24 protein-coding genes and 1 other annotated feature are annotated in these 25,432 nt (G+C 36.9%); all 24 genes read left to right on the top strand.

Features of this window, described 5'->3' with window-relative positions; genetic code table 11:
• Positions 1-248 precede the first annotated feature (248 nt).
• The 24 genes from WQ54_RS01415 to WQ54_RS01300 all read left to right on the top strand — a co-directional run bounded on the left by WQ54_RS01415 (position 249) and on the right by WQ54_RS01300 (position 25,342).
• A complete protein-coding gene (locus WQ54_RS01415; protein WP_046511037.1) occupies positions 249-1,715 on the top strand; it encodes a UDP-N-acetylmuramoyl-L-alanyl-D-glutamate--2,6-diaminopimelate ligase in 1,467 nt (488 codons plus the stop codon).
• Between the two features lie 296 nt (positions 1,716-2,011).
• Entirely contained in the window at positions 2,012-2,986 is a 975-nt protein-coding gene (gene mraY, locus WQ54_RS01410; protein WP_046511034.1) for a phospho-N-acetylmuramoyl-pentapeptide-transferase, read from the top strand.
• A complete protein-coding gene (gene murD / locus WQ54_RS01405) occupies positions 2,987-4,342 on the top strand; it encodes a UDP-N-acetylmuramoyl-L-alanine--D-glutamate ligase (RefSeq protein ID WP_046511031.1) in 1,356 nt (451 codons plus the stop codon).
• A 228-nt stretch (positions 4,343-4,570) separates the two neighbouring features.
• Entirely contained in the window at positions 4,571-5,671 is a 1,101-nt protein-coding gene (spoVE, locus tag WQ54_RS01400; protein ID WP_046511028.1) for a stage V sporulation protein E, read from the top strand.
• A 193-nt stretch (positions 5,672-5,864) separates the two neighbouring features.
• On the top strand, positions 5,865-6,959 hold the full coding sequence (gene murG, locus WQ54_RS01395) for an undecaprenyldiphospho-muramoylpentapeptide beta-N-acetylglucosaminyltransferase (RefSeq protein ID WP_046511025.1): 1,095 nt from the start codon (positions 5,865-5,867) through the stop codon (positions 6,957-6,959).
• 21 nt (positions 6,960-6,980) lie between these two features.
• On the top strand, positions 6,981-7,889 hold the full coding sequence (murB, locus tag WQ54_RS01390) for a UDP-N-acetylmuramate dehydrogenase (protein WP_046511022.1): 909 nt from the start codon (positions 6,981-6,983) through the stop codon (positions 7,887-7,889).
• Between the two features lie 387 nt (positions 7,890-8,276).
• The gene (locus WQ54_RS01385; protein ID WP_046511021.1) at positions 8,277-9,068 is read left to right on the top strand and encodes a cell division protein FtsQ/DivIB; all 792 of its coding nucleotides are present in this window, start codon (positions 8,277-8,279) and stop codon (positions 9,066-9,068) included.
• A complete protein-coding gene (locus WQ54_RS01380) occupies positions 9,058-9,762 on the top strand; it encodes a DUF881 domain-containing protein (protein WP_046511665.1) in 705 nt (234 codons plus the stop codon). The genes WQ54_RS01385 and WQ54_RS01380 overlap by 11 nt, the downstream gene beginning before the upstream one ends.
• A 50-nt stretch (positions 9,763-9,812) precedes the next feature.
• Positions 9,813-10,541 carry a DUF881 domain-containing protein gene (locus WQ54_RS01375; protein ID WP_231597428.1) on the top strand — a complete coding sequence of 243 codons (729 nt, stop codon included), beginning with the start codon at positions 9,813-9,815 and terminating at the stop codon, positions 10,539-10,541.
• A 1-nt stretch (position 10,542) separates the two neighbouring features.
• Positions 10,543-10,905, top strand: a complete 363-nt coding sequence (locus WQ54_RS01370; protein WP_046511020.1) for a small basic family protein — start codon at positions 10,543-10,545, stop codon at positions 10,903-10,905.
• A gap of 168 nt (positions 10,906-11,073) precedes the next feature.
• Positions 11,074-12,363: a cell division protein FtsA gene (gene ftsA / locus WQ54_RS01365; protein WP_046511019.1), complete on the top strand. Its 1,290-nt coding sequence runs from the start codon at positions 11,074-11,076 to the stop codon at positions 12,361-12,363.
• A gap of 41 nt (positions 12,364-12,404) precedes the next feature.
• On the top strand, positions 12,405-13,544 hold the full coding sequence (gene ftsZ / locus WQ54_RS01360) for a cell division protein FtsZ (RefSeq protein ID WP_046511016.1): 1,140 nt from the start codon (positions 12,405-12,407) through the stop codon (positions 13,542-13,544).
• 868 nt (positions 13,545-14,412) lie between these two features.
• On the top strand, positions 14,413-15,345 hold the full coding sequence (spoIIGA, locus tag WQ54_RS01355; RefSeq protein ID WP_046511013.1) for a sigma-E processing peptidase SpoIIGA: 933 nt from the start codon (positions 14,413-14,415) through the stop codon (positions 15,343-15,345).
• A 120-nt stretch (positions 15,346-15,465) separates the two neighbouring features.
• Positions 15,466-16,185, top strand: coding sequence for an RNA polymerase sporulation sigma factor SigE (sigE, locus tag WQ54_RS01350; protein ID WP_046511010.1), 720 nt, complete (start codon positions 15,466-15,468; stop codon positions 16,183-16,185).
• Positions 16,186-16,329: 144 nt separating this feature from the next.
• Positions 16,330-17,109 (top strand): RNA polymerase sporulation sigma factor SigG, encoded by a 780-nt coding sequence (gene sigG, locus WQ54_RS01345; protein WP_046511006.1) that lies wholly within the window; start codon positions 16,330-16,332, stop codon positions 17,107-17,109.
• A 286-nt stretch (positions 17,110-17,395) separates the two neighbouring features.
• Positions 17,396-17,653, top strand: a complete 258-nt coding sequence (locus WQ54_RS01340) for a YlmC/YmxH family sporulation protein (RefSeq protein WP_046511002.1) — start codon at positions 17,396-17,398, stop codon at positions 17,651-17,653.
• Positions 17,654-17,745: 92 nt separating this feature from the next.
• Positions 17,746-18,576 (top strand): peptidoglycan editing factor PgeF, encoded by an 831-nt coding sequence (gene pgeF, locus WQ54_RS01335; RefSeq protein ID WP_231597427.1) that lies wholly within the window; start codon positions 17,746-17,748, stop codon positions 18,574-18,576.
• Between the two features lie 8 nt (positions 18,577-18,584).
• Positions 18,585-19,271, top strand: a complete 687-nt coding sequence (locus tag WQ54_RS01330) for a YggS family pyridoxal phosphate-dependent enzyme (RefSeq protein ID WP_046510996.1) — start codon at positions 18,585-18,587, stop codon at positions 19,269-19,271.
• A gap of 1 nt (position 19,272) precedes the next feature.
• Entirely contained in the window at positions 19,273-19,722 is a 450-nt protein-coding gene (locus WQ54_RS01325) for a cell division protein SepF (protein WP_046510993.1), read from the top strand.
• A gap of 6 nt (positions 19,723-19,728) precedes the next feature.
• On the top strand, positions 19,729-19,992 hold the full coding sequence (locus WQ54_RS01320; RefSeq protein WP_046510990.1) for a YggT family protein: 264 nt from the start codon (positions 19,729-19,731) through the stop codon (positions 19,990-19,992).
• A 172-nt stretch (positions 19,993-20,164) separates the two neighbouring features.
• On the top strand, positions 20,165-20,941 hold the full coding sequence (locus WQ54_RS01315; RefSeq protein ID WP_046510987.1) for an RNA-binding protein: 777 nt from the start codon (positions 20,165-20,167) through the stop codon (positions 20,939-20,941).
• A 98-nt stretch (positions 20,942-21,039) separates the two neighbouring features.
• Positions 21,040-21,546: a DivIVA domain-containing protein gene (locus WQ54_RS01310; RefSeq protein ID WP_046510985.1), complete on the top strand. Its 507-nt coding sequence runs from the start codon at positions 21,040-21,042 to the stop codon at positions 21,544-21,546.
• Between the two features lie 82 nt (positions 21,547-21,628).
• Positions 21,629-21,859: a binding site (T-box leader), on the top strand.
• Positions 21,860-21,922: 63 nt separating this feature from the next.
• Positions 21,923-24,685: an isoleucine--tRNA ligase gene (gene ileS / locus WQ54_RS01305; protein WP_046510983.1), complete on the top strand. Its 2,763-nt coding sequence runs from the start codon at positions 21,923-21,925 to the stop codon at positions 24,683-24,685.
• Positions 24,686-25,018: 333 nt separating this feature from the next.
• Positions 25,019-25,342, top strand: coding sequence for a TraR/DksA family transcriptional regulator (locus WQ54_RS01300; protein WP_052737625.1), 324 nt, complete (start codon positions 25,019-25,021; stop codon positions 25,340-25,342).
• The last annotated feature ends 90 nt before the right edge of the window (positions 25,343-25,432 follow it).

Below are 25,432 nucleotides of genomic sequence, written 5' to 3'. Positions count from 1 at the left end.
TTTTTAAATAAGTAAGATAAAATAATAACGGAGTATGATGAAGCAGGTTTTAGTTGATAAAAACAACATTCCTTGTTCTCATCTTAAGCTTAACATGCAGCAAAAATAATAAGAAGATAAGAAGAAAAGTGGGGATACTGCGTAAAGATCCGAAATTTCGCAAACCATTTGTAGGGATGAAGAAAATCCCACTGATTGAAGTCTCACTTATGAAATGACCTGAACCTTTATGAAAGTAGGAAAGAAACGTGAAATTAAAAGAGTTACTTACATATTTGCATGAGACATTAATTGATGTAAAAGAAGATCCCTTTATTACATCGATTGAGATGGATTCAAGGGAAGTAAAGGATGGCAGTTTATTTATTTGTATAGAAGGTTATACAGTTGATGGCCATGATTATGCAAAGAAGGCCCAGGAAAGTGGAGCTGCGGCAATTTTGGCCGAAAAACAGCTGGAAGGGTTAGATATTCCGGTAGTTTTAACGAAGGACACGAAACGGGCAATGGCGGTGCTGGCCGATATCTTTTATGGTCAGCCAACTCATAATTTACATCTAATTGGCGTAACTGGGACGAATGGGAAAACAACAACTACACATATCATTGAAAGAATATTAAAAGAAGCTGATAAAACAACAGGTTTGATTGGTACGATGTACATAAAAATTGCAGAGGAATTAAAAAGTGTAAGAAACACCACTCCTGAAAGTTTGACGCTTCAAAAGACATTTCGGGAGATGAATGAGAAAAAGGTTTCACATGCCATTATGGAGGTTTCTTCACATGCTCTCCATTTAGGAAGAATACATGGTTGTGATTTCAATGTTGCAGTTTTTACAAACCTGTCTCAGGATCATTTAGACTACCATAAAACGATGGAAGCATATAAATATGCAAAAGGCCTTTTATTTGCTCAATTAGGGAATCGTTTTGATCATGATCAAATTAAAATTGCCGTTTTAAACGCGGATGAAGAAGCTTCAGAAGAATTTATAAAAATGACAGCTGCTAAAATAATCACCTATGGCATTGATAATCGTGCGGATATTATGGCTAGGGACATTAAAATGACGTCTAAAGGAACAGAATTTGAATTAGTGACACCAGCCAGTACGAAAAAAGTAATCATTAAGATGCTAGGGAAATTTAGCGTTTATAACGTTTTAGCTGCAGTATCTGCAAGTTTAGCATCTGGTATTGAATTAAATACAATTATTAAAGCAATAGAGGAAATTGAAGGTGTCAGAGGACGCTTTGAACTTGTAGATGGAGGTCAGGATTATACTGTAATTGTCGACTATGCTCATACTCCTGATAGTTTAGAAAATGTTCTTCAAACAATAAAGCAATTTGCTGAAGGTAAGGTGTATTGTGTAGTAGGATGTGGCGGTGACAGGGATAAAACAAAAAGGCCGCTAATGGCAAAAATTGCAGTAAAATATAGTGACGAACCTATTTTCACATCAGATAACCCAAGAAGTGAAGACCCAATGATGATTCTTAAAGACATGGAAGCAGGGGTTACTGGAGAGCATTATCATTTAATTTCAAATCGGGAAGAAGCTATTTTCTTCGCAATTGAGAAAGCAAAAAAAGGTGATGTCATCTTAATCGCTGGTAAAGGTCATGAAACATATCAAATTATCGGTGATCAAACATTTGATTTTGATGACAAGGAAGTTGCTTTAAAAGCCATTAATGAAAGCAAGTAATCTTCCGGTTAAAGGTAAAGTTAAGGATCGGAACAATGTTAGGGTACGATGAAGAATACACCGTCTATGAAACAAACTAGTCTATGACTGAAATAGGGGAACTTATGTAATATAAATGGGTGTTGTTTCGTCCTCCATTTCATCATAGGATAGGTACAAAGGATAGAAAGAGAAGTTGATAAAATGAATGATATTCAATTAAATAATCTTATTAAAGCATACTGCTTATATGATAATTTCCATGTACATGTAAGCAGAATATTGACTAAGACAACGATAGAAGGGAGGGAGTATACATGCTAGAGCAGGTTATATTAATTACACTCGTCATGGGATTTTTAATAAGTGTACTGCTTTCTCCGATCATTATTCCTTACCTAAGGAGATTAAAATTTGGTCAGAGCATCAGAGAGGAAGGACCTAAATCACATCAAAAGAAATCAGGCACTCCAACCATGGGAGGAGTCATGATTATCATTTCAATCATTATAACGACAATCGTGATGACAGGAAAATTCTCTCAATTAAGTGTTGAAATGTATTTACTATTGTTTGTCACAATCGGCTATGGTTTACTAGGGTTTCTAGATGACTTTATAAAAGTTGTAATGAAAAGAAACCTCGGATTAACATCAAGACAAAAATTGCTTGGTCAAGTTATCATTGCCGTTATCTTTTATCTTGTTTTTACCCAATATGGGTTTTCGACTGAGATTGCTGTTCCGGGTACTTCGTTATCCTTTGATTTAGGCTGGGGTTATGTTGTGCTTGTTATTTTTATGCTTGTTGGGGGTTCAAATGCTGTAAACCTGACAGATGGTTTAGATGGATTATTATCAGGTACCGCTGCTGTTGCCTTTGGTGCTTTTGCTGTTCTTGCCTGGAATCAATCACAATATGATGTTGCGATTTTTTCAGTTGCAGTTGTAGGGGCAGTATTAGGGTTTTTAGTATTTAATGCACATCCTGCAAAAGTATTTATGGGTGATACTGGTTCGCTTGCCCTAGGCGGAGCAATTGTTACAATCGCGATTTTAACAAAACTGGAAATTTTACTTGTTTTAATTGGGGGAGTATTTGTAATTGAAACTCTATCTGTGATCATACAAGTACTTTCATTTAAAACAACTGGGAAAAGAGTTTTCAAAATGAGCCCTCTTCATCATCATTATGAATTAGTTGGCTGGTCTGAGTGGCGAGTTGTTGTCACATTCTGGTCAATTGGGTTTGTCTTTGCAGTGCTTGGAATCTATATTGAGGTGTGGATGTAAGTGAAAAAGATTAGTGATTATATACATAAAGAGATTTTAGTTATAGGATTGGCAAAAAGCGGCTTAGCAGCCGCTAAATTGTTACATCAGCTTGGAGCAAAGGTGACAGTTAATGATTTTAAAGCAACTGAAACGGATGAAGCTGTTCAAGAGTTAAAAGAACTTGGGATAAAGGTTGTTTGCGGGGGACATCCACTTTCGTTACTTGAGGAAAACACAGTTGATTTAGTTGTGAAAAATCCCGGAATTCCATATTCAAATCCATTGATTTCTCTAGCTGCAGAGCGCAATCTACCAATTATTACAGAGGTTGAATTAGCGTATAAAATATCTGAAGCAGATATCATCGCAATCACTGGTTCAAACGGGAAAACAACAACAACAACCTTAATATATGAAATGCTCAAGGAAGATCAAAAGCAGCCTTTAATTGCGGGAAACATCGGTACGGTTGCTTGTGAGGTGGCACAGAAGGCTACAAAAGACAATGTTATTGTAATGGAATTGTCTTCTTTCCAGCTATTAGGAACGATTGAGTTTAAGCCCGCTATTGCCATCATTCTAAATATCTTTGATGCACATTTAGATTATCATGGAACGAAGGCGGATTATGTCTACGCAAAGGGAAAAATTTATGAGAACCAAACGGAATCAGATGTATCGATTATTAATTTTGATGATCAGGAAGTTTGTGAGCGTTCAGAAAAATCGAATGCAAAAAAACTCTACTTCTCTACAACAACTGAACTAGATGGCGGTACCTATATAAAAGATAATAGCATTTGGTATAAAGGTGAAAAAATTATTTCTTTGGAGGATATCGTCTTGCCTGGTATTCACAACCTTGAAAATATACTGGCTGCTGTTTCTGCAGTAAAAACAAGGGGAGTAGCAAACGAATCCATTCATAAAGTTCTAACAACCTTTACAGGTGTAAAACATCGACTTCAATATGTTGAAACGATAAACAAGCGCCGTTTTTATAATGATTCTAAAGCAACCAATATTTTAGCAACCAGCAAAGCTCTTCAAGCATTTACTGCACCGACTATCTTACTTGCTGGAGGACTTGATCGCGGTAACGAGTTTGATGAGCTTAAAGCTTATTTGCAAAATGTAAAAGCAATGATTTTATTCGGTCAAACAGCCCCGAAATTAGAAAGGATTGCAATTGAAAGTGGAATAGAAGTTGTAAAACGTGTCGATAATGTGGAACAAGCGGTAAATGCGGCGTTTGAAATCTCCGAAGAAAATGATGTCATTCTTTTATCACCAGCCTGTGCAAGCTGGGATCAATACAAAACTTTTGAGCAAAGAGGAGACATTTTTATACATGCCGTGCATAAGCTTAAGTAAGGGCTTGTACGATTTATTCTAAACTTTGGTTCAAGGCGCTCGCGCTTTTGTCAAAAGGTAAAAAAGTATAATTTTTGTACGTAGCTTTTGTGTCTAGGTCAAGCGCCTGGCGACTAATGAACTTCCTCTATAATAATTGGAGTGCTCTTAGTTCATATGTCGCTGAGCAAGACGCTTACGCTTTTCTAACCACAGCCCTTAAATAAATTGGTACAGGGGTGTTCGGCGTTGACAGCAAAAAGGTCTACACCAGACTTTATTTTAGTGATCCTTACGTTGCTCCTTTTAACAGTTGGTCTCATTATGGTTTACAGTGCCAGTGCGGTGTGGGCGACGTATAAATTTGATGATTCATTCTTTTTTGCTAAGCGTCAGCTCTTATTTGCTGGTGTGGGTGTTATCGCTATGTTCTTTTTAATGAATGTTGATTATTGGACATGGAGATCATGGGCAAAAATGTTAATCATCATTTGCTTTTTCCTTTTAATTGCCGTCTTGATTCCCGGAATCGGAATGGAGAGGAACGGCTCGAGAAGCTGGATTGGTGTCGGAGCTTTTTCCATTCAGCCTTCAGAATTCATGAAGCTGGCCATGATCGCTTTTTTAGCAAAGTTTCTTTCTGAAAATCAGAAAAAGATTACTTCGTTTAAAAAAGGTCTGATACCTTCTTTGGGTTTGGTTTTTATGGCATTTGGCATTATAATGATGCAGCCTGATTTAGGTACAGGTACTGTAATGGTAGGAACTTGTATTGTGATGATTTTCGTATCGGGCGCAAGAATTACCCATTTTGTATGGCTTGGTCTCTTAGGAGTTGCAGGGTTTGTAGCATTAGTTTTGTCAGCGCCTTACCGGATTAAGAGGATTACATCCTTTTTAGATCCATGGGAAGATCCTTTAGGCAGCGGCTTTCAAATTATCCAGTCCCTTTATGCTATTGGTCCTGGTGGATTATTTGGATTAGGTCTCGGACAAAGCAGACAAAAGTTTTTTTACCTTCCTGAGCCGCAAACTGATTTTATTTTCGCAATATTGGCAGAGGAGTTAGGGTTTATCGGGGGCTCGTTTGTTCTATTGCTTTTCGGTTTACTGTTGTGGCGGGGAGTAAGGATTGCATTAGGAGCTCCTGATTTATACGGCAGCTTTTTAGCAATTGGAATCATCACAATGGTTGCGATTCAGGTTATGATTAATGTTGGGGTTGTAACAGGTCTAATGCCTGTTACAGGAATTACCTTGCCATTTTTAAGCTATGGAGGATCATCATTAACCTTAATGTTAATGGCCATCGGTGTTTTATTAAATGTAAGCAGGTATTCAAAATATTAAAGGTTTAATCAAAAGTTGTTTATCATGATAATGATATAGTGAGGCTGACGATAGGGAAGCAACAGACTTTAGGCTTTAATATGTGCCTTAAGTGAGTACCTTAATAGTCAGCCTTCGTTACGTTTACATATGAAGAAGCGACTGTTATACTAAGTCGCTAACCATAACAATTTATAAAAATGGGGGGAGCAAAATGAAGGTCGTTGTTAGCGGCGGAGGTACAGGAGGCCATATTTATCCTGCTCTTGCGTTAATAAAAGAAATAAAGAAACATCATTCACATGTTGAATTTTTATATATTGGAACAAATAATGGATTAGAAAAAAACATTGTAAAGCGAGAAGGGATTAATTTTAAAGCCATTGAAATTACGGGCTTTAAACGAAAACTTTCATTCGATAATGCTAAAACCGTCATGCGATTTTTAAAAGGTGTAACAGTAAGTAAGAAATACTTAAGAGATTTTAAGCCTGATGTTGTGATCGGTACGGGTGGCTATGTTTGCGGACCAGTCGTCTATGCAGCTTCAAAGCTGAAAATTCCGACCATTATTCACGAGCAAAATAGTCTGCCTGGTATTACGAATAAATTTTTATCCCGATATGTCGACAAAGTCGCCATTTGCTTTGAAGATGCAAGAATGTATTTTCCTGAGCATAAAGTAGTTTTAACAGGGAATCCTCGGGCTTCAGAGGTTTTAGGTCAAGATGCAGAAAAGGGGAGACATTCTTTAGGGCTTACAGTACAAAAGAAAACGGTCTTAATTTTCGGAGGCAGCCGTGGCGCGAAAGCCATTAATGAGGCTGTACTGCAAATGATTCCGTCTTTAAATGATAAACCATACCAGGTTGTTTATGTAACAGGAGAGGTCCATTATGAGAAAGTGATGGAGGAAATGGGGGCATTGAGTGATGCTTCACATGTAGTAATTAAACCATTTATTCACAATATGCCAGAGGTTTTGGCATGTGTAGATTTAATTGTTTCCAGAGCTGGAGCAACATCACTTGCTGAAATCACCGCATTAGGAATTCCGAGCATATTAATTCCAAGTCCATATGTTACAGCAAATCACCAAGAAAAAAATGCAAGATCTTTAAGTGACCATGATGCAGCAATGATGCTTCGTGAACAAGATCTAAATGGAAGCTTACTGCTATCTCATATTGATGAAATTTTATTAAATGAAAGAAAATTAGTTGAGATGAAGAAGGCTTCAAAAGAACTTGGTATTCCAGATGCAGCTTCAAGGCTATATCAGGTGATGAAGGAACTTTCAAGGAAATAAAGGCAGCTTAAGGAGGTAACTATGAATACATTATATAAAGAATTGGCAGATGCGAATATAGGTAAGGTTCTTGAAAATGAACCGCTGGCAAAGCATACAACAATGAAAATTGGGGGGCCTGCAGAAATCTTTATTGAACCCAATAGCATTGACGACCTGAGTAGAGCTTTTCAAATTATAAAAAAACATGGAGCAAAATGGAGAGCAATTGGGAGAGGGTCAAATCTTCTTGTGGCAGATAAGGGGATTCAAGGCGTTGTCATAAAGCTTGGTTCAGGAATGGATGATTTTGAATTAGATGAGGAAACTCTTACTGTTGGCGGAGGTTGTTCCGTTATTAAACTCGCAACCCTTATAAGTAAAAAAGGCTTGTCTGGTTTAGAGTTTTCAAGCGGAATACCTGGTTCCATCGGAGGAGCAGTTTACATGAATGCTGGTGCGCATGGATCAGATATGTCCAAAATAGTAGAGAAAGCACATATTTTGTTTGAAGATGGAACGATGGAATGGTTAACGAATAAAGAGATGGAGTTTTCTTACAGAACTTCGATCTTACAAGAAAAAAGGCCTGGAATTTGTATTGAAGCGGTATTAAACTTGCAAAAAGGTGAAAAGGAAGATATTGTAGCAGTTATGCAAAAAAATAAGGATTATCGAAGAGAAACTCAGCCTTGGAATTACCCATGCGCTGGCAGTATTTTTCGCAATCCCCTTCCTAAATATGCTGGGCAGCTAGTGGAAGAAGCCGGGTTAAAAGGGTATCAAATTGGTGGAGCAAAAATATCTGAAATGCATGGAAACTTTATTGTGAATGCTGGAGGAGCGACAGCACAAGATGTTTTAGATCTTATTTCATTCGTGAAAAAGACGATTTTTGATACTTACGGAGTTACATTGGAAACAGAGGTCGAAATAATTGGCCTTAATTAAACAAACCTCACCATTATTACCTTTTCCTGTGTTATAATGACAATGTAAAATTGTTCATGAATTAATGGAATTGGCTCGATTTTCTTTTAGTATTGAATAATGGTTTCGGTTAACAAATGGGCTGTCTCAGGAAGGGTCTGACCCTTTGCTTTTGAGACAGTCCTGTTTTATCATTAAATACGATATACTAGGACAAGTTATCAGAAATTAACAATGAACACTCTTCGTTTGTTTTCGAAAAAAAATAACCTTCTCATAAAAAGTTGTTTTTTTTCGTAATCATATGAGTGCTTTTTGTGTGTTCGTAATAATAACTTTAGAGAAGTATTGAATTCTTTAAATGAATGGAGAGTTTGCCTAGTGTCTGATAGGGTGGGGTGAACAGGATTGGAGAAAAAAGTTGTTTCGTTAGAGGATCGTATACCAAAATTACAGCAACAAAGAAAACAGAAAACGAATCGGAGACTAATTTCTTTTTTATCGGTTTTCTTCCTGCTTATTTTGCTTGTTATTTACTTTCAATCTCCTTTGAGTAAAGTAGCAAGTATTTCAGTAAAAGGAAATAAAACGGTTGAGTCAGAAAAAATTATTGAACTAAGTGGAATCACGACTTCTTCAGAATTTTGGAGCATTAATTCGGAACAAGTAGTGACTTCTGTAAAAAGTCTTTTGCAAATTAAAGATGTACAGGTTGAAAAAAAATTACCGAACCATATCGTCTTACTAGTAGAAGAGCATGATAGTATTGCGTATATTGAACGTGATGGTTCCTATTTACCTATCCTTGAAAATGGTGATGTATTAAAGGATAAACAGGTATCAGCCCCCGCAGACGCTCCTGTATTAATTGATTGGGAAAATGACAAAGCGATTGAGGTTATGATAGATGAACTTAAAAAGCTATCGCCAGGAATATTAAACTCGATCTCTGAAATCCATCATACACCGAAAAAAACAGATCCATGGTTAATTCATCTTTATATGAATGATGGTTATGAAGTCCTTGCTTCTGTTCGTACTTTCTCAGAAAAAATGGCCACTTACCCTGATATTATAAGCCAGCTTGATGAAAATAGCCGGGGAATTATTCATCTGGAAGTAGGCTCATACTTTGAATCGTATGAACCATTAAATGCAGAGGAGGAGGAGAATGAAGGCGAGAATGAAACTGAAGGGTAGGTATGTTATTTTATCCCTTATCCTCCTTGTTTTAGGTTTTTTAATTTCCTATTCATATCAGCTTACAAAAGAAAAAAATCAAGAGCATGTAATTTCTGCGGAACAATGGAAAAAAGAATACGAAATAAGATCCCTTTTCATCAAAAACGAAGAAATTAATCAAGGCTTACAGAATGAATTATATGAAAAACAAGAGCAAGTGAAAAAAATTGAAGAGTCTCTAAAAAATCAAAAGCAGGTTTATTCTAATCTTGTTGAAGATGTTGAGAAGCTTCGTATGTATGTTGGAGATCTCCCCGTAGCTGGGAAGGGCGTGGAAATAACATTAGAGGATGCATCTTATATCCCAGACGGTGAAAATGTTAATAATTATATTGTTCATGAAAGCCATATATTTAATGTTATTAACGAACTCTATATTTCAGGGGCTGATGCGATATCAATTAATGGCCAAAGGTTATCAAGTGATTCCTATATATACTGTAACGGACCCGTTATAACGGTGGATGGAAATCAATTCCCGGCACCATTTGTCATCACGGCAATCGGTGATCCCGATGTTTTAATCCCTGCACTTAATATTGCTGGAGGAATTCTTGATCAACTGGTATATGATAATATTGTTGTTACTGTTGAGAAAAAAGATGAAATCAACATGAAGCCTTTGTTACAAGAGGATAAGTCCTCTTCATAAAAGGCTCCTATAAGCATTAGTTATATTTTGGGAACAGTCAGGTGGTTGAATTGAAGCAAACGAGCTGGAAAAAAGGATTTAGTTTTTCACTTTTAACGATGATATTTGGACTAATGCTTGCGATTCAATTTCGAACAATACAAGAGCCTATTGTGAGGGATACCAGGGATATGTGGCAGCTTAGAGAAGATTTGAAAAAGGAACAGCAGCTTCAGGTCGAACTACTATCAGAAATTAGAAAATACAATGAGATCATAGAAACATATGAAGCTGAAAATAATCAGAACCCTGAAGCTGCTTTGAAAGAAACCTTAAATGTTCTCAAAAAAGAGGCGGGTCTAACTGAAGTAACAGGACCAGGTATCATTATTACAATTGATAGTTTATTTTCTGAGGAATTGCTTGGACAACCTCTGCAAGGCATATCGCCAGATCTATTAAAACGGCTGATTAATGAATTAAATTCATATGATGCAGAAGAAATTTCGATACAAGGTAGGCGGTTAATTAATTCCAGTGTTATCAGAGATATTAATGGCCAAACAAAAATGGACAATTACAGCCTGAATGAGTATCCTATCGAAATTAATGTAATCTCAAAAGATGCCGATAAACTATATAATAGGATGAGTGCGTCAACAACTGACGAAGATTTTGCCATTGACAACCTAAGCCTAACCGTGTCAAAGCCTTTAGAAAACATAATCATTCCTGCTTATGAAGATACGATTCGAGTGAAAAATATGAAGCCATTAGAAACAAAAGAAGGGGGAAAATAACATGTGGCTTCCCATTTTAGGTCTAATATTAGGTGTGTTTTTAGGTTTGGTATCTGAGCTTCGGATTCCCCCTGAATATTCAAATTACTTATCAATCGCGATATTAGCTGCCCTAGATACTCTACTAGGAGGTATTCGAGCACATCTGCAGGAAATATATGATGAAGTTGTCTTTGTTTCAGGCTTTTTCTTTAACATCATTTTAGCTGCAAGTTTAGCTTTTCTCGGTGTACATCTTGGTGTAGACTTATATTTAGTAGCAGTATTTGCCTTTGGAGTTAGATTATTTCAAAATATTGCTGTCATTAGAAGAATCCTAATATCAAAATGGTCTATTTCCAGAGAAAAACTGAAAAAAAATTGAATATTTAAAAGGGAAAATTAACTATTTGACGAATAAACCTAATAGGGCGAAAAATAAGTAAATAGATAAAAAATCATTTTGTTACAAATATGTAAAACTAGATTCATTGTCATGTTGTTCTTAAACGAATAAAATAGAAAGTATTGATAGATGGGGAGGTGCCTTAGAATGAACAACAATGAATTATTCGTAAGTCTTGACATCGGTACATCCAGTGTTAAAGTAATTATTGGTGAAATGGCGAATGATACTTTAAACATTATTGGTGTAGGTAACGTAAAATCAGAAGGATTAAGAAAAGGATCTATAGTTGATATAGATGAAACCGTTCATTCTATAAAAAAAGCTGTTGAACAAGCCGAAAGAATGGTGGGGATCTCCTTAAAAAGAGTTGTTGTAGGTGTTACCGGTAACCATGTACACTTACAAGATTGCCATGGTGTTGTAGCAGTCTCAAGTGAAAATAGGGAAATTTCAAATGAGGATGTAAGGAGAGTTATTGAGGCAGCTCAGGTTGTTTCAATTCCGCCAGAACGGGAAATTATTGATGTCATCCCAAGACAATTTATAGTAGATGGATTGGATGAGATCAATGATCCTAGAGGAATGCTGGGTGTTCGTCTGGAAATGGAAGGATCCATCATCACTGGTTCGAAAACGATATTACATAATTTACTGCGTTGTGTAGAGCGTGCAGGCTTAGAAATAACGGATATTTGTTTACAACCGCAGGCTGCTGGGTCTGTTGCACTATCTAAGGATGAGAAAAACCTAGGTGTAGCTCTTGTTGACATCGGCGGTGGATCCACAACAATTGCTGTATTTGAGCAGAATCATTTAGTGGCAACCAGTGTTCTTCCAGTTGGAGGAGAAACCATTACAAAGGACATATCAATCGGGCTGCGTACAACTACTGATGAAGCCGAACGTATTAAAGTCAAATATGGACATGCTTATTACGATCATGCATCAGAAGACGAAGTATTTGAAGTTGCCATCATTGGTTCAGATCAAAAGAGATCCTTTAATCAATTAGAAATAGCTGATATTATTGAAGCAAGACTTGAAGAAATTTACGATTTGATTCTTTACGAATTAAAACGACTTGGTGTCCGCGAACTGCCAGGCGGATTTGTCCTAACGGGCGGAACTGTTCGGATGCCAGGAGTTCTTGAATTAGGACAAGCAGTCTTTCAAAACAGCGTAAGAATCGCAAGCCCTGATTACATTGGAGTAAGAGAACCTCAATATATGACGGGAGTAGGCTTAATTCAATTTGCACATAAGAATGCCAAAATTCAAGGCAGAAAAATAGGTTCAAATGTTTCTGTAAATACTGTGGAGGTAGCAGCTGCTAAGGAACCACAGCCACAGCAACAACGTTCAAATCATAAGCAACAACAAGAAGAGAAAAAAGTTAATAAAGTAAAGAAGTTCTTTGGCTACTTCTTTGAATAGTTCACATCAATTAGTCATTTGAGGGATTAGGAGGATTTCGCATGTTGGAGTTTGATACAAATATTGACGGCTTAGCTACCATCAAGGTAATCGGGGTAGGTGGCGGTGGTAATAACGCTGTCAATCGAATGATAGAGCACGGAGTTCAAGGTGTTGAGTTTATTGCTGTTAATACTGATGCGCAAGCATTAAATTTATCTAAAGCTGAAGTTAAAATGCAAATTGGATCAAAGCTTACCCGTGGATTGGGAGCAGGTGCAAATCCTGAGGTTGGAAAAAAAGCTGCTGAAGAAAGCAGAGAGCAGATTGAAGAAGCACTCCGAGGCGCGGATATGGTATTCGTTACAGCCGGTATGGGAGGCGGAACGGGTACTGGGGCTGCTCCGGTTATTGCACAAATTTCAAAAGATCTAGGCGCCTTAACGGTTGGGGTAGTTACAAGACCATTTACATTTGAAGGCCGTAAACGTGCTATGCAAGCAGCTGGCGGAATTTCTTCAATGAAGGAGTCTGTCGATACCCTTATCGTTATACCGAATGACCGTCTACTCGAAATCGTTGATAAAAACACACCTATGCTTGAAGCATTTAGAGAAGCTGATAATGTATTGCGTCAAGGGGTTCAAGGTATTTCTGACTTGATCGCTACTCCTGGTTTAATCAACTTGGACTTTGCTGATGTTAAGACAATTATGTCAAATAAAGGCTCTGCTTTGATGGGTATTGGCGTAGCAACTGGCGAAAATCGCGCAGCAGAGGCAGCAAAAAAAGCTATTTCAAGTCCATTGCTTGAAAAATCAATCGATGGGGCTCAAGGTGTTTTAATGAACATTACTGGAGGCACAAACTTGAGTCTATATGAAGTTCAAGAAGCTGCTGATATTGTTGCAACGGCATCAGACCAAGATGTAAATATGATTTTTGGTTCTGTCATTAACGAAAATCTTAAAGATGAGATTGTAGTTACTGTCATTGCAACTGGATTCACTGAACAAGAGGTTAACCCGCTAAGTCAACAACCTCGTCAATTTAACACTGGAAATGTAACGAAGGCTATGCCAAAACGTGAAATGAAGCGAGAAGAACCAGTTCAGGAAAACCCTACTCGTAATAATATTCAACAAGCTGAGGATACATTAGATATCCCAACATTCTTAAGAAATCGAAACAAACGACGCTAAAAACTTTAAAATAAGTGAAAAAGAGTGCAGATCATATGATTTATGCACTCTTTTTTTATTCCATATTAACAGACTCAATCCCCGCTTAAAGATTGAAGTGCAACTCAAAGTTAATTAGCGGAACTTCATTGAAGATCAGATTGTCAATGTGATGCGGAAACATTAGGCATCACGTTTTATGCGTAATATGTTTTGCTAACTATTTGTGAAACTCAACTGATAGAAGTCTCATAAATCCCATCTTAAGGGGGCAGTAAAACAAGTAAAGTAAGAAAGATTAGAAGAAAACAACTAGTAAAGATCCGATAAGTCTCGCTTTATCCCCTCGTTAATAGTAATCGCTACTATTCTAGACCTCTCACAAATCGTTTTTTCCTTCTAAAAACTCGACAAAAATTCTAATAATCTATCAAAAATTCTTACGTTTTCTCGGCAGTAAGTGACAGACTTCCTATTAATGAAGATTTATACTAATGGCTATAGGTCCTCATCTATTTATAATGTGGAAGTAATAGATGAAAAGGTATCTTTATCCAATCTTATCGGGCAATACAAATCAGGCTTAAAGCTACTCTTATCCCAACCTTGACGGGCAGTAAGGCTCCCATTTAAAGATTCAAGTGAAGCTTAGAAAATTGAGTGGGGATATCAGCACATGAAGTGCCAACTAAGACAGGATGTTCATGTCTCGCTAGGCAAATTGACGCGGCGGTTTAAGCGGGATAAGTATTGTTGCCCATCAGTGGGAGATAGTCGACTAACTTTGGCAAGTCCTGTACCAAAGTCAGACCATTAATACACATCCTGTACTTCGAGAAAACCCCTACTGCTGTAATCTCGCTTTATACCAGACGGAAAGGAGTAGAGAATGTCTATTTATTTAGACGTTATTTGGTTTTTAAACTTCTCCTTTGATTTGTTTCTGCTCTTATTAACAGCTATTGCATTGAAAAGGAAAATTTATAAGCTTCGAATTCTTCTTGCAGCCTTTTTAGGTTCAAGCATAGTCTTAATGATGTTTTCACCATTAGCGTTTATGGCGACACACCCTATAGGAAAAATGATTATATCTATGATGATGGTGATTATAGCCTTTGGATTTTATCGGTTTCGCTATTTTTTTCAAAGCTTGCTAACCTTTTATTTTGTTACTTTTATGGTTGGCGGAGGTATGATTGGTGCTCATTATTTTTTACAAGCAGAAATGAAGTATTTAGATGGGCTTCTCATGACAAATTCCTCCGGTTTTGGGCATCCAATAAGCTGGCTATTTGTACTAATCGGCTTCCCAATTATGTGGATATTTTCAAGGAATCGACTTGAGGGTCTTGAAGCAAAAAAGATTCATTTCGACCAAATGGTAACCGTTACGATAAGTGTAGATTCAACCCAGTTTACGTTAAGCGGTCTTGTTGATAGCGGTAATCAGCTTTATGATCCAATCACAAGAAGCCCGGTTATGGTTATTGATACAATGAAGGCTAAGGAGTATATACCAGCTCAGCTTGTTTATCAAGCTCTTCAGCAGGATGTCATGAGATCTTTGAGTGAGAGCGGGGATGAAAGTCATCCTTGGGAACATCGTGTCCGAATTATTCCATATCGCGTTGTTGGAAGCGAGAATCAGTTTTTATTAGGCTTTAAACCAGATGAAGTGTGGATAGAAACAAAAAATGAAAAAATTAAGGTACATAAAACAATTGTTGGCTTAAACCGTACAACTTTATCTTCTGAAAATGAATATGAATGCATTGTTCATCCAAAAATGCTGCAAGGTCAATCTATTGAACATGTATCTTAGGCAGTTTATTAATGCTTATTACAACAATTAAACTTGTTTTTTAGATTATAGTTAGAAATCAATAAAAATTTGGTTACTTCTATCTTACTCTGTTTCTTTTATTTTAGAAGGGGGAGGAACATGAAAAAACTTAAACTACACCTTACTTACTTATGGTATAAACTATTAATCAAGCTAGGAATCAAAACTGACGAGGTATATTACATCGGAGGCAGCGAGGCATTGCCGCCACCCCTCTCAAAGGAAGAAGAGGAACTTTTGTTACAAAAGCTGCCTTCCGGGGACCAAGCAGCCAGATCAATCTTAATTGAACGAAATTTACGTCTTGTGGTATATATTGCCCGTAAGTTTGAAAATACAGGTATTAATATTGAGGATTTAATAAGCATTGGAACAATCGGCTTAATTAAAGCGGTTAATACCTTTAATCCAGAAAAGAAGATTAAGCTTGCTACATATGCTTCAAGATGTATTGAAAATGAAATTCTTATGTATTTACGAAGAAACAATAAATTACGTTCAGAGGTCTCATTTGATGAACCGTTGAATATTGACTGGGATGGAAACGAGTTACTTTTATCCGATGTATTAGGAACTGAAGATGACATCATAACAAAGGACCTTGAAGCAAATGTTGATCGTAAATTATTAATGAAAGCTCTGCAGCAGTTAAATGATCGGGAAAAACAAATTATGGAGCTCCGATTTGGTCTCCAAGGCGGCGAAGAGAAGACCCAAAAAGATGTTGCTGACATGCTTGGTATTTCCCAATCCTATATATCAAGGCTTGAAAAGCGAATTATTAAAAGATTGCAAAAAGAATTTAATAAAATGGTTTAAAAAATTTTTTTCACTTAAAAATTCCTTATTTTATCAAATAAAATACACAAATCTTCCCTTCCTTGCATGAAAGGCTTGTGCATATTTTTTCCACTCAAGGAGATACTTAACACTGTACAGCAGCTCCTGTTAGGAGGGAAAGATGTGACAAGAAATAAAGTCGAAATTTGTGGAGTAGACACCTCAAAACTTCCAGTCCTCAAAAACGAGAAAATGAGAGAACTATTTAAACAAATGCAAAATGGAGACTTATCAGCAAGAGAAGAGCTGGTGAATGGCAACTTAAGATTGGTACTTAGTGTAATCCAGCGTTTTAACAACAGAGGAGAATTTGTTGACGATTTGTTTCAAGTTGGCTGTATTGGATTAATGAAATCAATCGATAATTTTGACTTAGGCCAGAATGTCAAATTTTCAACATATGCTGTACCAATGATTATTGGTGAAATTCGCAGGTATTTGAGGGATAATAATCCCATTCGTGTCTCCCGTTCACTTCGAGATATTGCTTATAAGGCACTCCAAGTCAGGGAACGTCTTATGAGTGAAACATCAAGAGAACCGACTGCTGAAGAAATCTCAAGAGTACTGGAAGTCCCGCATGAAGAGATTGTTTTTGCACTTGATGCCATTCAAGATCCTGTTTCATTATTTGAACCCATTTATAATGATGGGGGAGACCCAATTTTCGTCATGGACCAATTAAGCGATGAAAAAAATCGAGATATTCAATGGATTGAAGAATTGGCCTTAAAAGAAGGAATGAGACGTCTTAATAGTCGAGAAAAATTAATTCTTCGAAAACGATTTTTTCAAGGGAAAACACAAATGGAGGTTGCTGAAGAAATCGGTATATCACAAGCACAAGTATCTCGATTAGAAAAAGCTGCAATCAAACAAATGAATAAAAATATTCAAAACTAAGACTGCTCAATATGAGTAGTCTTTTTCGTTTATATAAGCTCTGGAACAGATGATAAAAATTTACTTTCGATTCCTGGGTATATCCTAGCTCTGTAAATCTCTACAATTTGGATTTTGAAGAGAAAAACACTCTTTTATTCCAAATCGTTTTAATTGCTTTAGGCGGTTTCAGGAATTTGAATTTTTGTTCTTAATAATACTAAAAAATTTTTTTTCAACTGAATAGTTTATCATCCACATTACATAGATATGTAATAGGGTGTCGCTATAAGGGACAGGAGGCGTTATGATGTATATTTCAGAATTTCAGACAAAAGATGTTGTAAATGTGTCTGATGGGAAAAAATTGGGGAATATCGATGATTTTGATATCAATGTGACCAATGGGAAAATACAAGCGATTATTATTAATAGTCATGGGAAAATGTTAGGTTTTTTTGGAAAAGACGAGGAATTCGTCATTCCATGGCGAAATATAGTGAAGATAGGAGAAGATGTTATTCTAGTGAGAATGAATCGACAAATTGAGGGGCTAGATGAATAATTTGTCATTCAAACTAACCCTAACTGATAAGATGTGGTAAAATAAGTGCGAAACACCGTTTTTAAATATCGAAAATAAAGGATTGAATGATAATGGCAGCAGAACCTTTTCAACAAAAAGATACAACATTTTTATCACTGCCTCAGTGGGAGAACCTTATAAAAGGTCTTACCGTAGGATTTACCGCAAAATCTGGGGGCGTTAGCAGTGATGCATACTCTACCTTAAATCTTGGATTACATGTTCAGGACCATTCGGAAAAGGTTGTCCAAAACAGGGGGATTTTGGCATCATGCCTCTCTTTTCCATTGAAGAATTGGGTGTTTGCTGAACAAATTCACTCCACTCATATTGAAAAAGTATCCAAACAGGATCGCGGGAGAGGCTTAGCCGCTTATGAAGAAGGTCTTGCAGGCTCTGATGGATTATACACAAAAGATGCTGGGGTAATGCTGTCATTATGTTTTGCTGATTGTGTCCCACTTTATTTTATTGCTCCCGAAAAACATTTAATTGGTCTGGCACATGCCGGCTGGAAGGGAACTGTAAATGATATTGGCGGTAAAATGGTTAGAAAATGGATTGATGAAGAAGATGCCGATCCATTGGATATTAAAGTTGCAATTGGACCTGCGATAGGTGAATGCTGCTACATAGTGGATGATAAGGTGATTTCTGCAATTAACAAAACCGTTGTTGGGAAGTATCCTTCTGTATATCACTCTGTTTCAGATGGACAATATAAATTGGATTTAAAACAGCTTAACAAATACTTGCTTCTAGAATCGGGAGTAAAGGAAGAAAACATAACAATTTCACAGCAATGTACAAGCTGTGAAAAAGATCTGTATTTCTCGCACCGGCGTGATGGTGGTAAAACAGGTCGAATGTTAAGCTTTATCGGTATTTATAAGGAGGCTTAACTTGATACATGAACGTTCAGGATAATTATTTAACAATCAGGGAAAATATCGAAAGCATTTGTAATCGGAGTGGTCGAAATCCAGCAGAAATTAAAGTCATTGCAGTGACGAAGTATGTAAGCATTGAAAGGGCAAAAGAAGCAATTGCTGCTGGAGTTACTCATTTAGGTGAAAATCGCGATGAAGGACTGAATGCAAAATATCAAGAACTTGATGATGCAGCAATTTGGCATTTTATTGGTACCCTGCAAACGAGAAAGGTGAAAAACATCATTGATAAGGTAGAGTTCATCCATTCACTTGATCGCCTTTCACTCGCAAAGGAAATTGATAAACGCGCAACAAAACCGATTAAATGTTTTATTCAAGTAAATGTATCTGGAGAAGAGTCAAAACACGGGTGTTCACCTGAAAATATAATCGATTTTGTAAAAGACTTGAAATCTTATCCAAATATTCAAGTTGTCGGCTTAATGACTATGGCCCCTTTTACAGATGATCAACAGTTAATCCGGACATGCTTTAAAAAACTTAAAACGATCCAGCAAGAAGTACAAGCTTTAGGGCTTTCATCTGCACCTTGCCATGAACTATCTATGGGAATGTCCAATGATTATGAAATTGCAATTGAAGAAGGAGCAACTTTTATTCGTATTGGTACATCACTGGTTGGTAATGAAAACGGAGGTGTTTAATATGTCAATTAAAAATAGGTTTAAAAGTTTTTTTGCATTAGATGATGAAGAATATGAATATGTTGAGAATGAAGAACAACAGCAGCCTGAATATGAGGAGCAGCCGCAGATCCCTCAAAAATCACAGCCGCATGCCCCAAAACAAAATGTTGTAAGTTTGCAAAGCGTGCAAAAATCCTCTAAAGTTATTCTATGTGAACCAAGGGTTTATGCAGAGGCACAAGAAATTGCAGATCAGCTAAAAAATCGTCGTGCTGTTGTTGTTAATCTTCAAAGCATTCAACGGGATCAGGCGAAGCGGATTGTTGACTTTTTAAGTGGTACAGTTTATGCGATCGGCGGTGATATTCAGCGGATCGGAATGAATATCTTTTTATGTACACCTGATAACGTAGATGTCTCAGGATCTATTTCTGAGCTGGTTTCAGACGAAGAACAACAAAGGTGGTAATCACAAATGGACATTTTATATAGTGTAATACACACATTGCTAACGTTTTACTCGTATGCAATTATTGTATACATATTACTTTCATGGTTCCCAGGAGCTAGAGAATCAGGTTTTGGACAATTTTTAGCAAAAATATGTGAACCATATTTAGAACCATTTCGCAAAATAATACCTCCATTAGGAATGATTGATATCTCTCCAATTGTTGCTATCTTAGCATTGCGCTTTGCACAATACGGAGTTTCATCACTCTTTACAATGATTGGCTAGGGACAACTATTTCGTCCCTCTTTTTGTTTAAGACAAAGTGTGAGACAGGGTCTGAAGTTACAGGAGTAAGGCATATTGCCTAATGTAATGTTATACTAAGTACTTTTTAGAAAAGAGCCATATTTTCACATGAATTTTATATATTGAGAATGAGCTTACTGGAGTTGTAATAATGGACCAAATTTATCAGCATTTTCGGGGTGAAGAACGTCACTTTATTGACCAGGTCTTGGAATGGATGGAAAGTGTTGTTGATCAATACCACCCTAAGCTTACCGACTTTTTAGATCCCAGAGAGCAAGAGATTGTTGCTTCTGTGATTGGAGAAAATTCAGATGTGAAAGTTTCATTCTCAGGGGGCAGTCTTGATACAGAACGGAAACGAGCGTTATTGTATCCAGATTATTTTCAGCCGGAACAAGAGGATTTTAAGTTATCAGTTTTTGAAGTGCAGTATCCTAGTAAATTTATAACCCTGCAGCATCGACAGGTTCTTGGTTCACTAATGAGCCTTGGGTTAAAACGTTCAAAATTTGGCGATATCCGCTTTTCTGAATCAATCGTCCAATTTGTTTGTGCAAGTGAAGTGGCAGATTACATAAAAATGAATTTTCAAGAAGTTGGTAGAGCTAAAATCAGCCTTAAAGAAATTACAATGAACGAGTTGATCCCGCATTTTGAAGACGTTCACGAGCTTGTTACGACGGTTTCATCCTTACGTCTTGATGTGGTATGCTCAGCAATTTACAACCTCTCACGTCAAAAAATACAACCGCTTATCGCAAATGGACTGGTAAAAGTCAATTGGAAAACAGTTGATTCCGTTTCTTTTGAATGCCGTACAGGTGATACTGTATCTGTACGCGGATACGGGCGCAGCAAATTACTGGCTATTGAAGGGAAAACAAAGAAGGATAAGTGGAGGATCGTTATACATAAACAAAAATAATTTTGAGGATTTAGCAGGATTTTCACCAAACCTGTCGAAATATGATTTATAATATTGTCAACGATTAACTATTTCACTACATATTGGAGGTGGCATCCATGCCTTTAACACCATTAGATATCCATAATAAGGAGTTTAGTAAAGGGTTTCGTGGATATGATGAAGATGAAGTAAATGAATTTTTGGATCAAGTGATAAAAGATTATGAAATGATTATCCGCGAAAAGAAAGAACTTGAATCTCGCGTGTCAGAGCTAACTGAAAAATTAGGTCACTTTACCAATATAGAAGAGACATTGAATAAATCAATCATCATTGCTCAAGAAGCAGGTGAAGATGTAAAACGAAATGCCCAAAAAGAATCAAAACTTATTATTAAAGAGGCTGAAAAAAACGCTGACCGTATTATTAATGAATCACTAGCAAAATCTCGAAAAATCGCCATGGAAATTGAAGAGCTTAAAAAACAATCAAAAGTTTTTAGAACTCGTTTTCAAATGTTAATTGAAGCACAGCTTGACCTTCTTAAAAATGATGATTGGGATCATTTATTGGAATATGAAGTTGAGCCAATTTTTGGTGAAGCAGAAGAAACTAAAAGCTAGACTTGACTTTTTGAATTTTATTCGCATATAATACGAAAACGTAGACTATTTTTAAAAATTAATAATTTTAGCAAAACGTTATATCAAAACGGTGAAAGGGAAAGTAGTCCTTTATAACCTTATTTAGCGAATCGAGGACGGTGGAAGCTCGACATAAGGCAAAGAATGAAGATCACCCTTGAGTTCCATGCTGAACATCTTTAGATAAATAAGCAATGGCGAATCATTCACGTTACGAATGTAGAGTGGATTAATATCAAAAGACATTAATCTAATAGGGTGGTACCGCGAGATAAACCTTCTCGTCCCTTGTGGGATGAGAAGGTTTTTTGTGTTTTGTGAAAACTGTTTAATCATGAATGCAGGAGGAATGAACATGGAATATAAAGATACCTTGCTTATGCCAAAAACTGAATTTCCAATGCGAGGAAATCTTCCAAACAGAGAACCTAACATGCAAGAAAAATGGGAGCAAATGAATATTTACGAAAAAGTACAAGAACGTACGAAAGATCGGCCGTTATTTGTTTTGCATGATGGTCCACCTTACGCAAATGGCGATATTCATATGGGGCATGCTTTAAACAAAATTTTAAAGGATTTTATTGTTCGCTATAAATCAATGAGCGGTTATTGTGCTCCATATGTACCTGGTTGGGATACACATGGTTTGCCAATTGAAACAGCTCTTACGAAAAACAAAAAAGTGAATCGAAAAGAAATGTCTGTTGCTGAATTCCGTAAGCTTTGTGAAGAATATGCATGGGAACAAATCAACGGGCAGCGTGAGCAGTTCAAGCGTTTAGGTGTACGTGGGGATTGGAATAACCCTTATGTTACATTAAAGCCGGAATATGAAGCACAACAAATTAAAGTTTTCGGTGAGATGGCCAAGAAGGGTTATATCTACAAAGGGTTAAAACCGGTATACTGGTCACCTTCAAGTGAGTCTGCTCTTGCTGAGGCTGAAATTGAATATGCTGATAAGCGTTCACCATCTATTTATGTCGCTTTCCCTGTCAAGGATGGTAAAGATGTGTTAGCAAATGACGAAAAAATCGTCATCTGGACAACAACTCCTTGGACAATTCCAGCAAACTTAGGAATTTCTGTTCATCCTGAATTAGAATATAGTGTAGTTGCTGTAGAAGGCGAGAAGTATGTTGTTGCTTCGGCATTAGTTGAATCTGTGGCAAATACAATTGGATGGGATAATTATCAGGTAGATCGAACTTTAAAAGGTGAGGAACTTGATCGTGTTGTTGCAAAGCATCCAATCTACGACCGCGATTCTCTGGTTATGTTGGGTGAACATGTTACGAGTGATGGGGGTACTGGCTGCGTTCATACGGCACCTGGTCATGGTGAGGATGATTTTATCATTGGTCAGCAATATGGCTTGGATGTATTATGTCCAGTCGATGAAAAAGGTTATATGACGAATGAGGCAGTTGGATTTGAAGGATTATTCTATGATGAAGCGAACAAGCCAATTACTGAAAAATTGGAAGAGGTTGGAGCATTATTAAAGCTTCAATTCATTACACACTCCTATCCGCATGACTGGAGAACAAAAAAACCAACAATTTTCCGTGCAACAGCACAATGGTTTGCATCGATAAAAGATTTCCGTGACGATTTATTAACAGCTGTGCAAGAAACAAAATGGGTGCCTGCATGGGGTGAAACGAGACTATATAATATGGTACGTGATCGCGGAGACTGGTGTATTTCACGTCAACGTGCATGGGGTGTTCCAATTCCAGTCTTTTATGCTGAAAATGGTGAGCCAATTATTACTGATGAAACAATTGAACATGTTTCAAATTTATTCCGTGAATTTGGTTCAAATGTTTGGTTTGAACGGGATGCAAAGGATCTGCTTCCAGAAGGCTTTACCCATGGAGGAAGTCCAAACGGTACATTTACAAAAGAAAATGATATTATGGATGTTTGGTTTGATTCTGGTTCTTCACACCAAGCTGTATTATTTGAAAGAGAAGACCTGCAAAGACCAGCTGATTTATATCTTGAGGGTTCTGACCAATATCGTGGTTGGTTTAACTCTTCCTTATCAACAGCGGTTGCTGTAACAGGTAAAGCACCTTATAAAGGCGTATTGAGCCATGGGTTTGCTCTTGATGGTGAAGGACGTAAAATGAGTAAATCACTTGGAAATGTTGTTGTACCTGCTAAAGTCATGAAACAATTAGGCGGAGATATTTTACGTTTATGGGTAGCATCTGTTGATTATCAAGCAGATGTTAGGGTATCAGATGCCATTTTAAAACAAGTAGCTGAAGTATATCGGAAGATCCGAAATACATTCCGTTTCTTGCTGGGTAACCTGGCTGATTTTAATCCAGCCCAAGACACAGTAAGCCTTGAAGGTCTGCGTGATGTTGACCGCTACATGCTTGTTAAACTAAATAAACTGACAAAACGTGTAAAGGAAGCTTATGAACAATATGAATTTGCAGCAATTTACCATGCTGTTCATAATTTCTGTACAATCGAATTAAGTTCATTCTATTTAGATTTTGCGAAAGATGTACTCTATATCGAATCTAAAGATAATAAAGAACGTCGCGCTATTCAAACTGTTTTATATGAAACATTGCTTTCATTAGTAAAATTAGTGACTCCAATACTTCCGCATACAGCTGATGAGGTTTGGGAGCATATTGATTCTGTTACAGAAGAAAGTGTTCAATTAGTTGATATGCCAGAGGTTAAGGAATATCCTCAAGAAGAGGTGCTGGAAGCTAAGTGGGATGCATTTATGTCATTACGTGACGATGTCTTAAAGGCGCTAGAGGTTGCCCGTAATGAAAAAGTAATTGGGAAATCCTTAACAGCAAGTATTTCGCTTTATCCAAATGATAAAGCAAAAGCATTACTTGATACAGTTGAAGAAGATTTAAAGCAGTTATTTATCGTTTCAGGCTTTGAAATTGCCGGCGATTACGATGCCGCTCCCGACCAAGCACAGGCATTTGATACAGTAAAAATCGTGATTACACAAGCAGAAGGTGAAACTTGCGAACGCTGCTGGATTGTCACACCTGAAGTAGGTTCAGTAGCTGAACATCCAACACTTTGTCAGCGTTGTGCTGGTATTGTGAAAGAGCATTATTAATAAGACTTACTTTGTGAGGGACTGACCCAAAAGAGAGTAGTGCTAAGTATTTAGTCTACACTTCTTTGGGGAAAGTCCCTTTGCTTTTTACTTACTATATTTTAAACATGAGCCTATTTTTATGAAAAAAGGTTTAAGGGACAAAAAGTGCGGGGTAAAAAGTAGCATCGAGTAAAAAGCTGGTATTATACTTTAACATCCATTTCAACTAAAGGAAAAATCTTAGCAGGGTGAGGTCGTATTTATCAGGATAAACTATTGTTACATCATGAGAAGGATAAGGAGTTGTCCATCTTGAATAAATTTTTTGGGATCCGTTATGAATTGCAAGTGATGAGAGAAGAACTGAGAGCACGATTATTTGAGCACAGTTTGTTTGATGCGGCTTGTGATGATCATCAAGGAAAGGATCGTACCTTGATGCATCATATAAAGGAGGAACTTCAAGATGTAGAACGTGCCTTAACGAAGATCGATAAAGGAATTTATGGATATTGTGAGGAAACAGGTGAAGAAATTCCTTTTGAGAAGTTAAGGATACTCCCAACAGCTAGAACAAAATATGATTTCTTTTTCCAGGAATTGTATGAACGAAAATCACTCCCTCAATTTGATTATACCCCATACGAAGCATATATGAGCGGAAGCGATTATTAACCAATAAAATGATACTCTTGATTATTATGACTTAAATTCTCTATTATTTGGAGAAGTTTAAGTCATTATCTTTTTGCGGAAAAGAAGCGA

Origin of the sequence: Bacillus sp. SA1-12, from assembly GCF_000981385.1 — a bacterium.
Classification (GTDB): Bacteria; Bacillota; Bacilli; order Bacillales; family Bacillaceae; genus Metabacillus.
The sequence above is the reverse complement of the archived record's forward strand: the minus strand, read 5'-3'. Positions and strand labels throughout refer to the sequence as shown.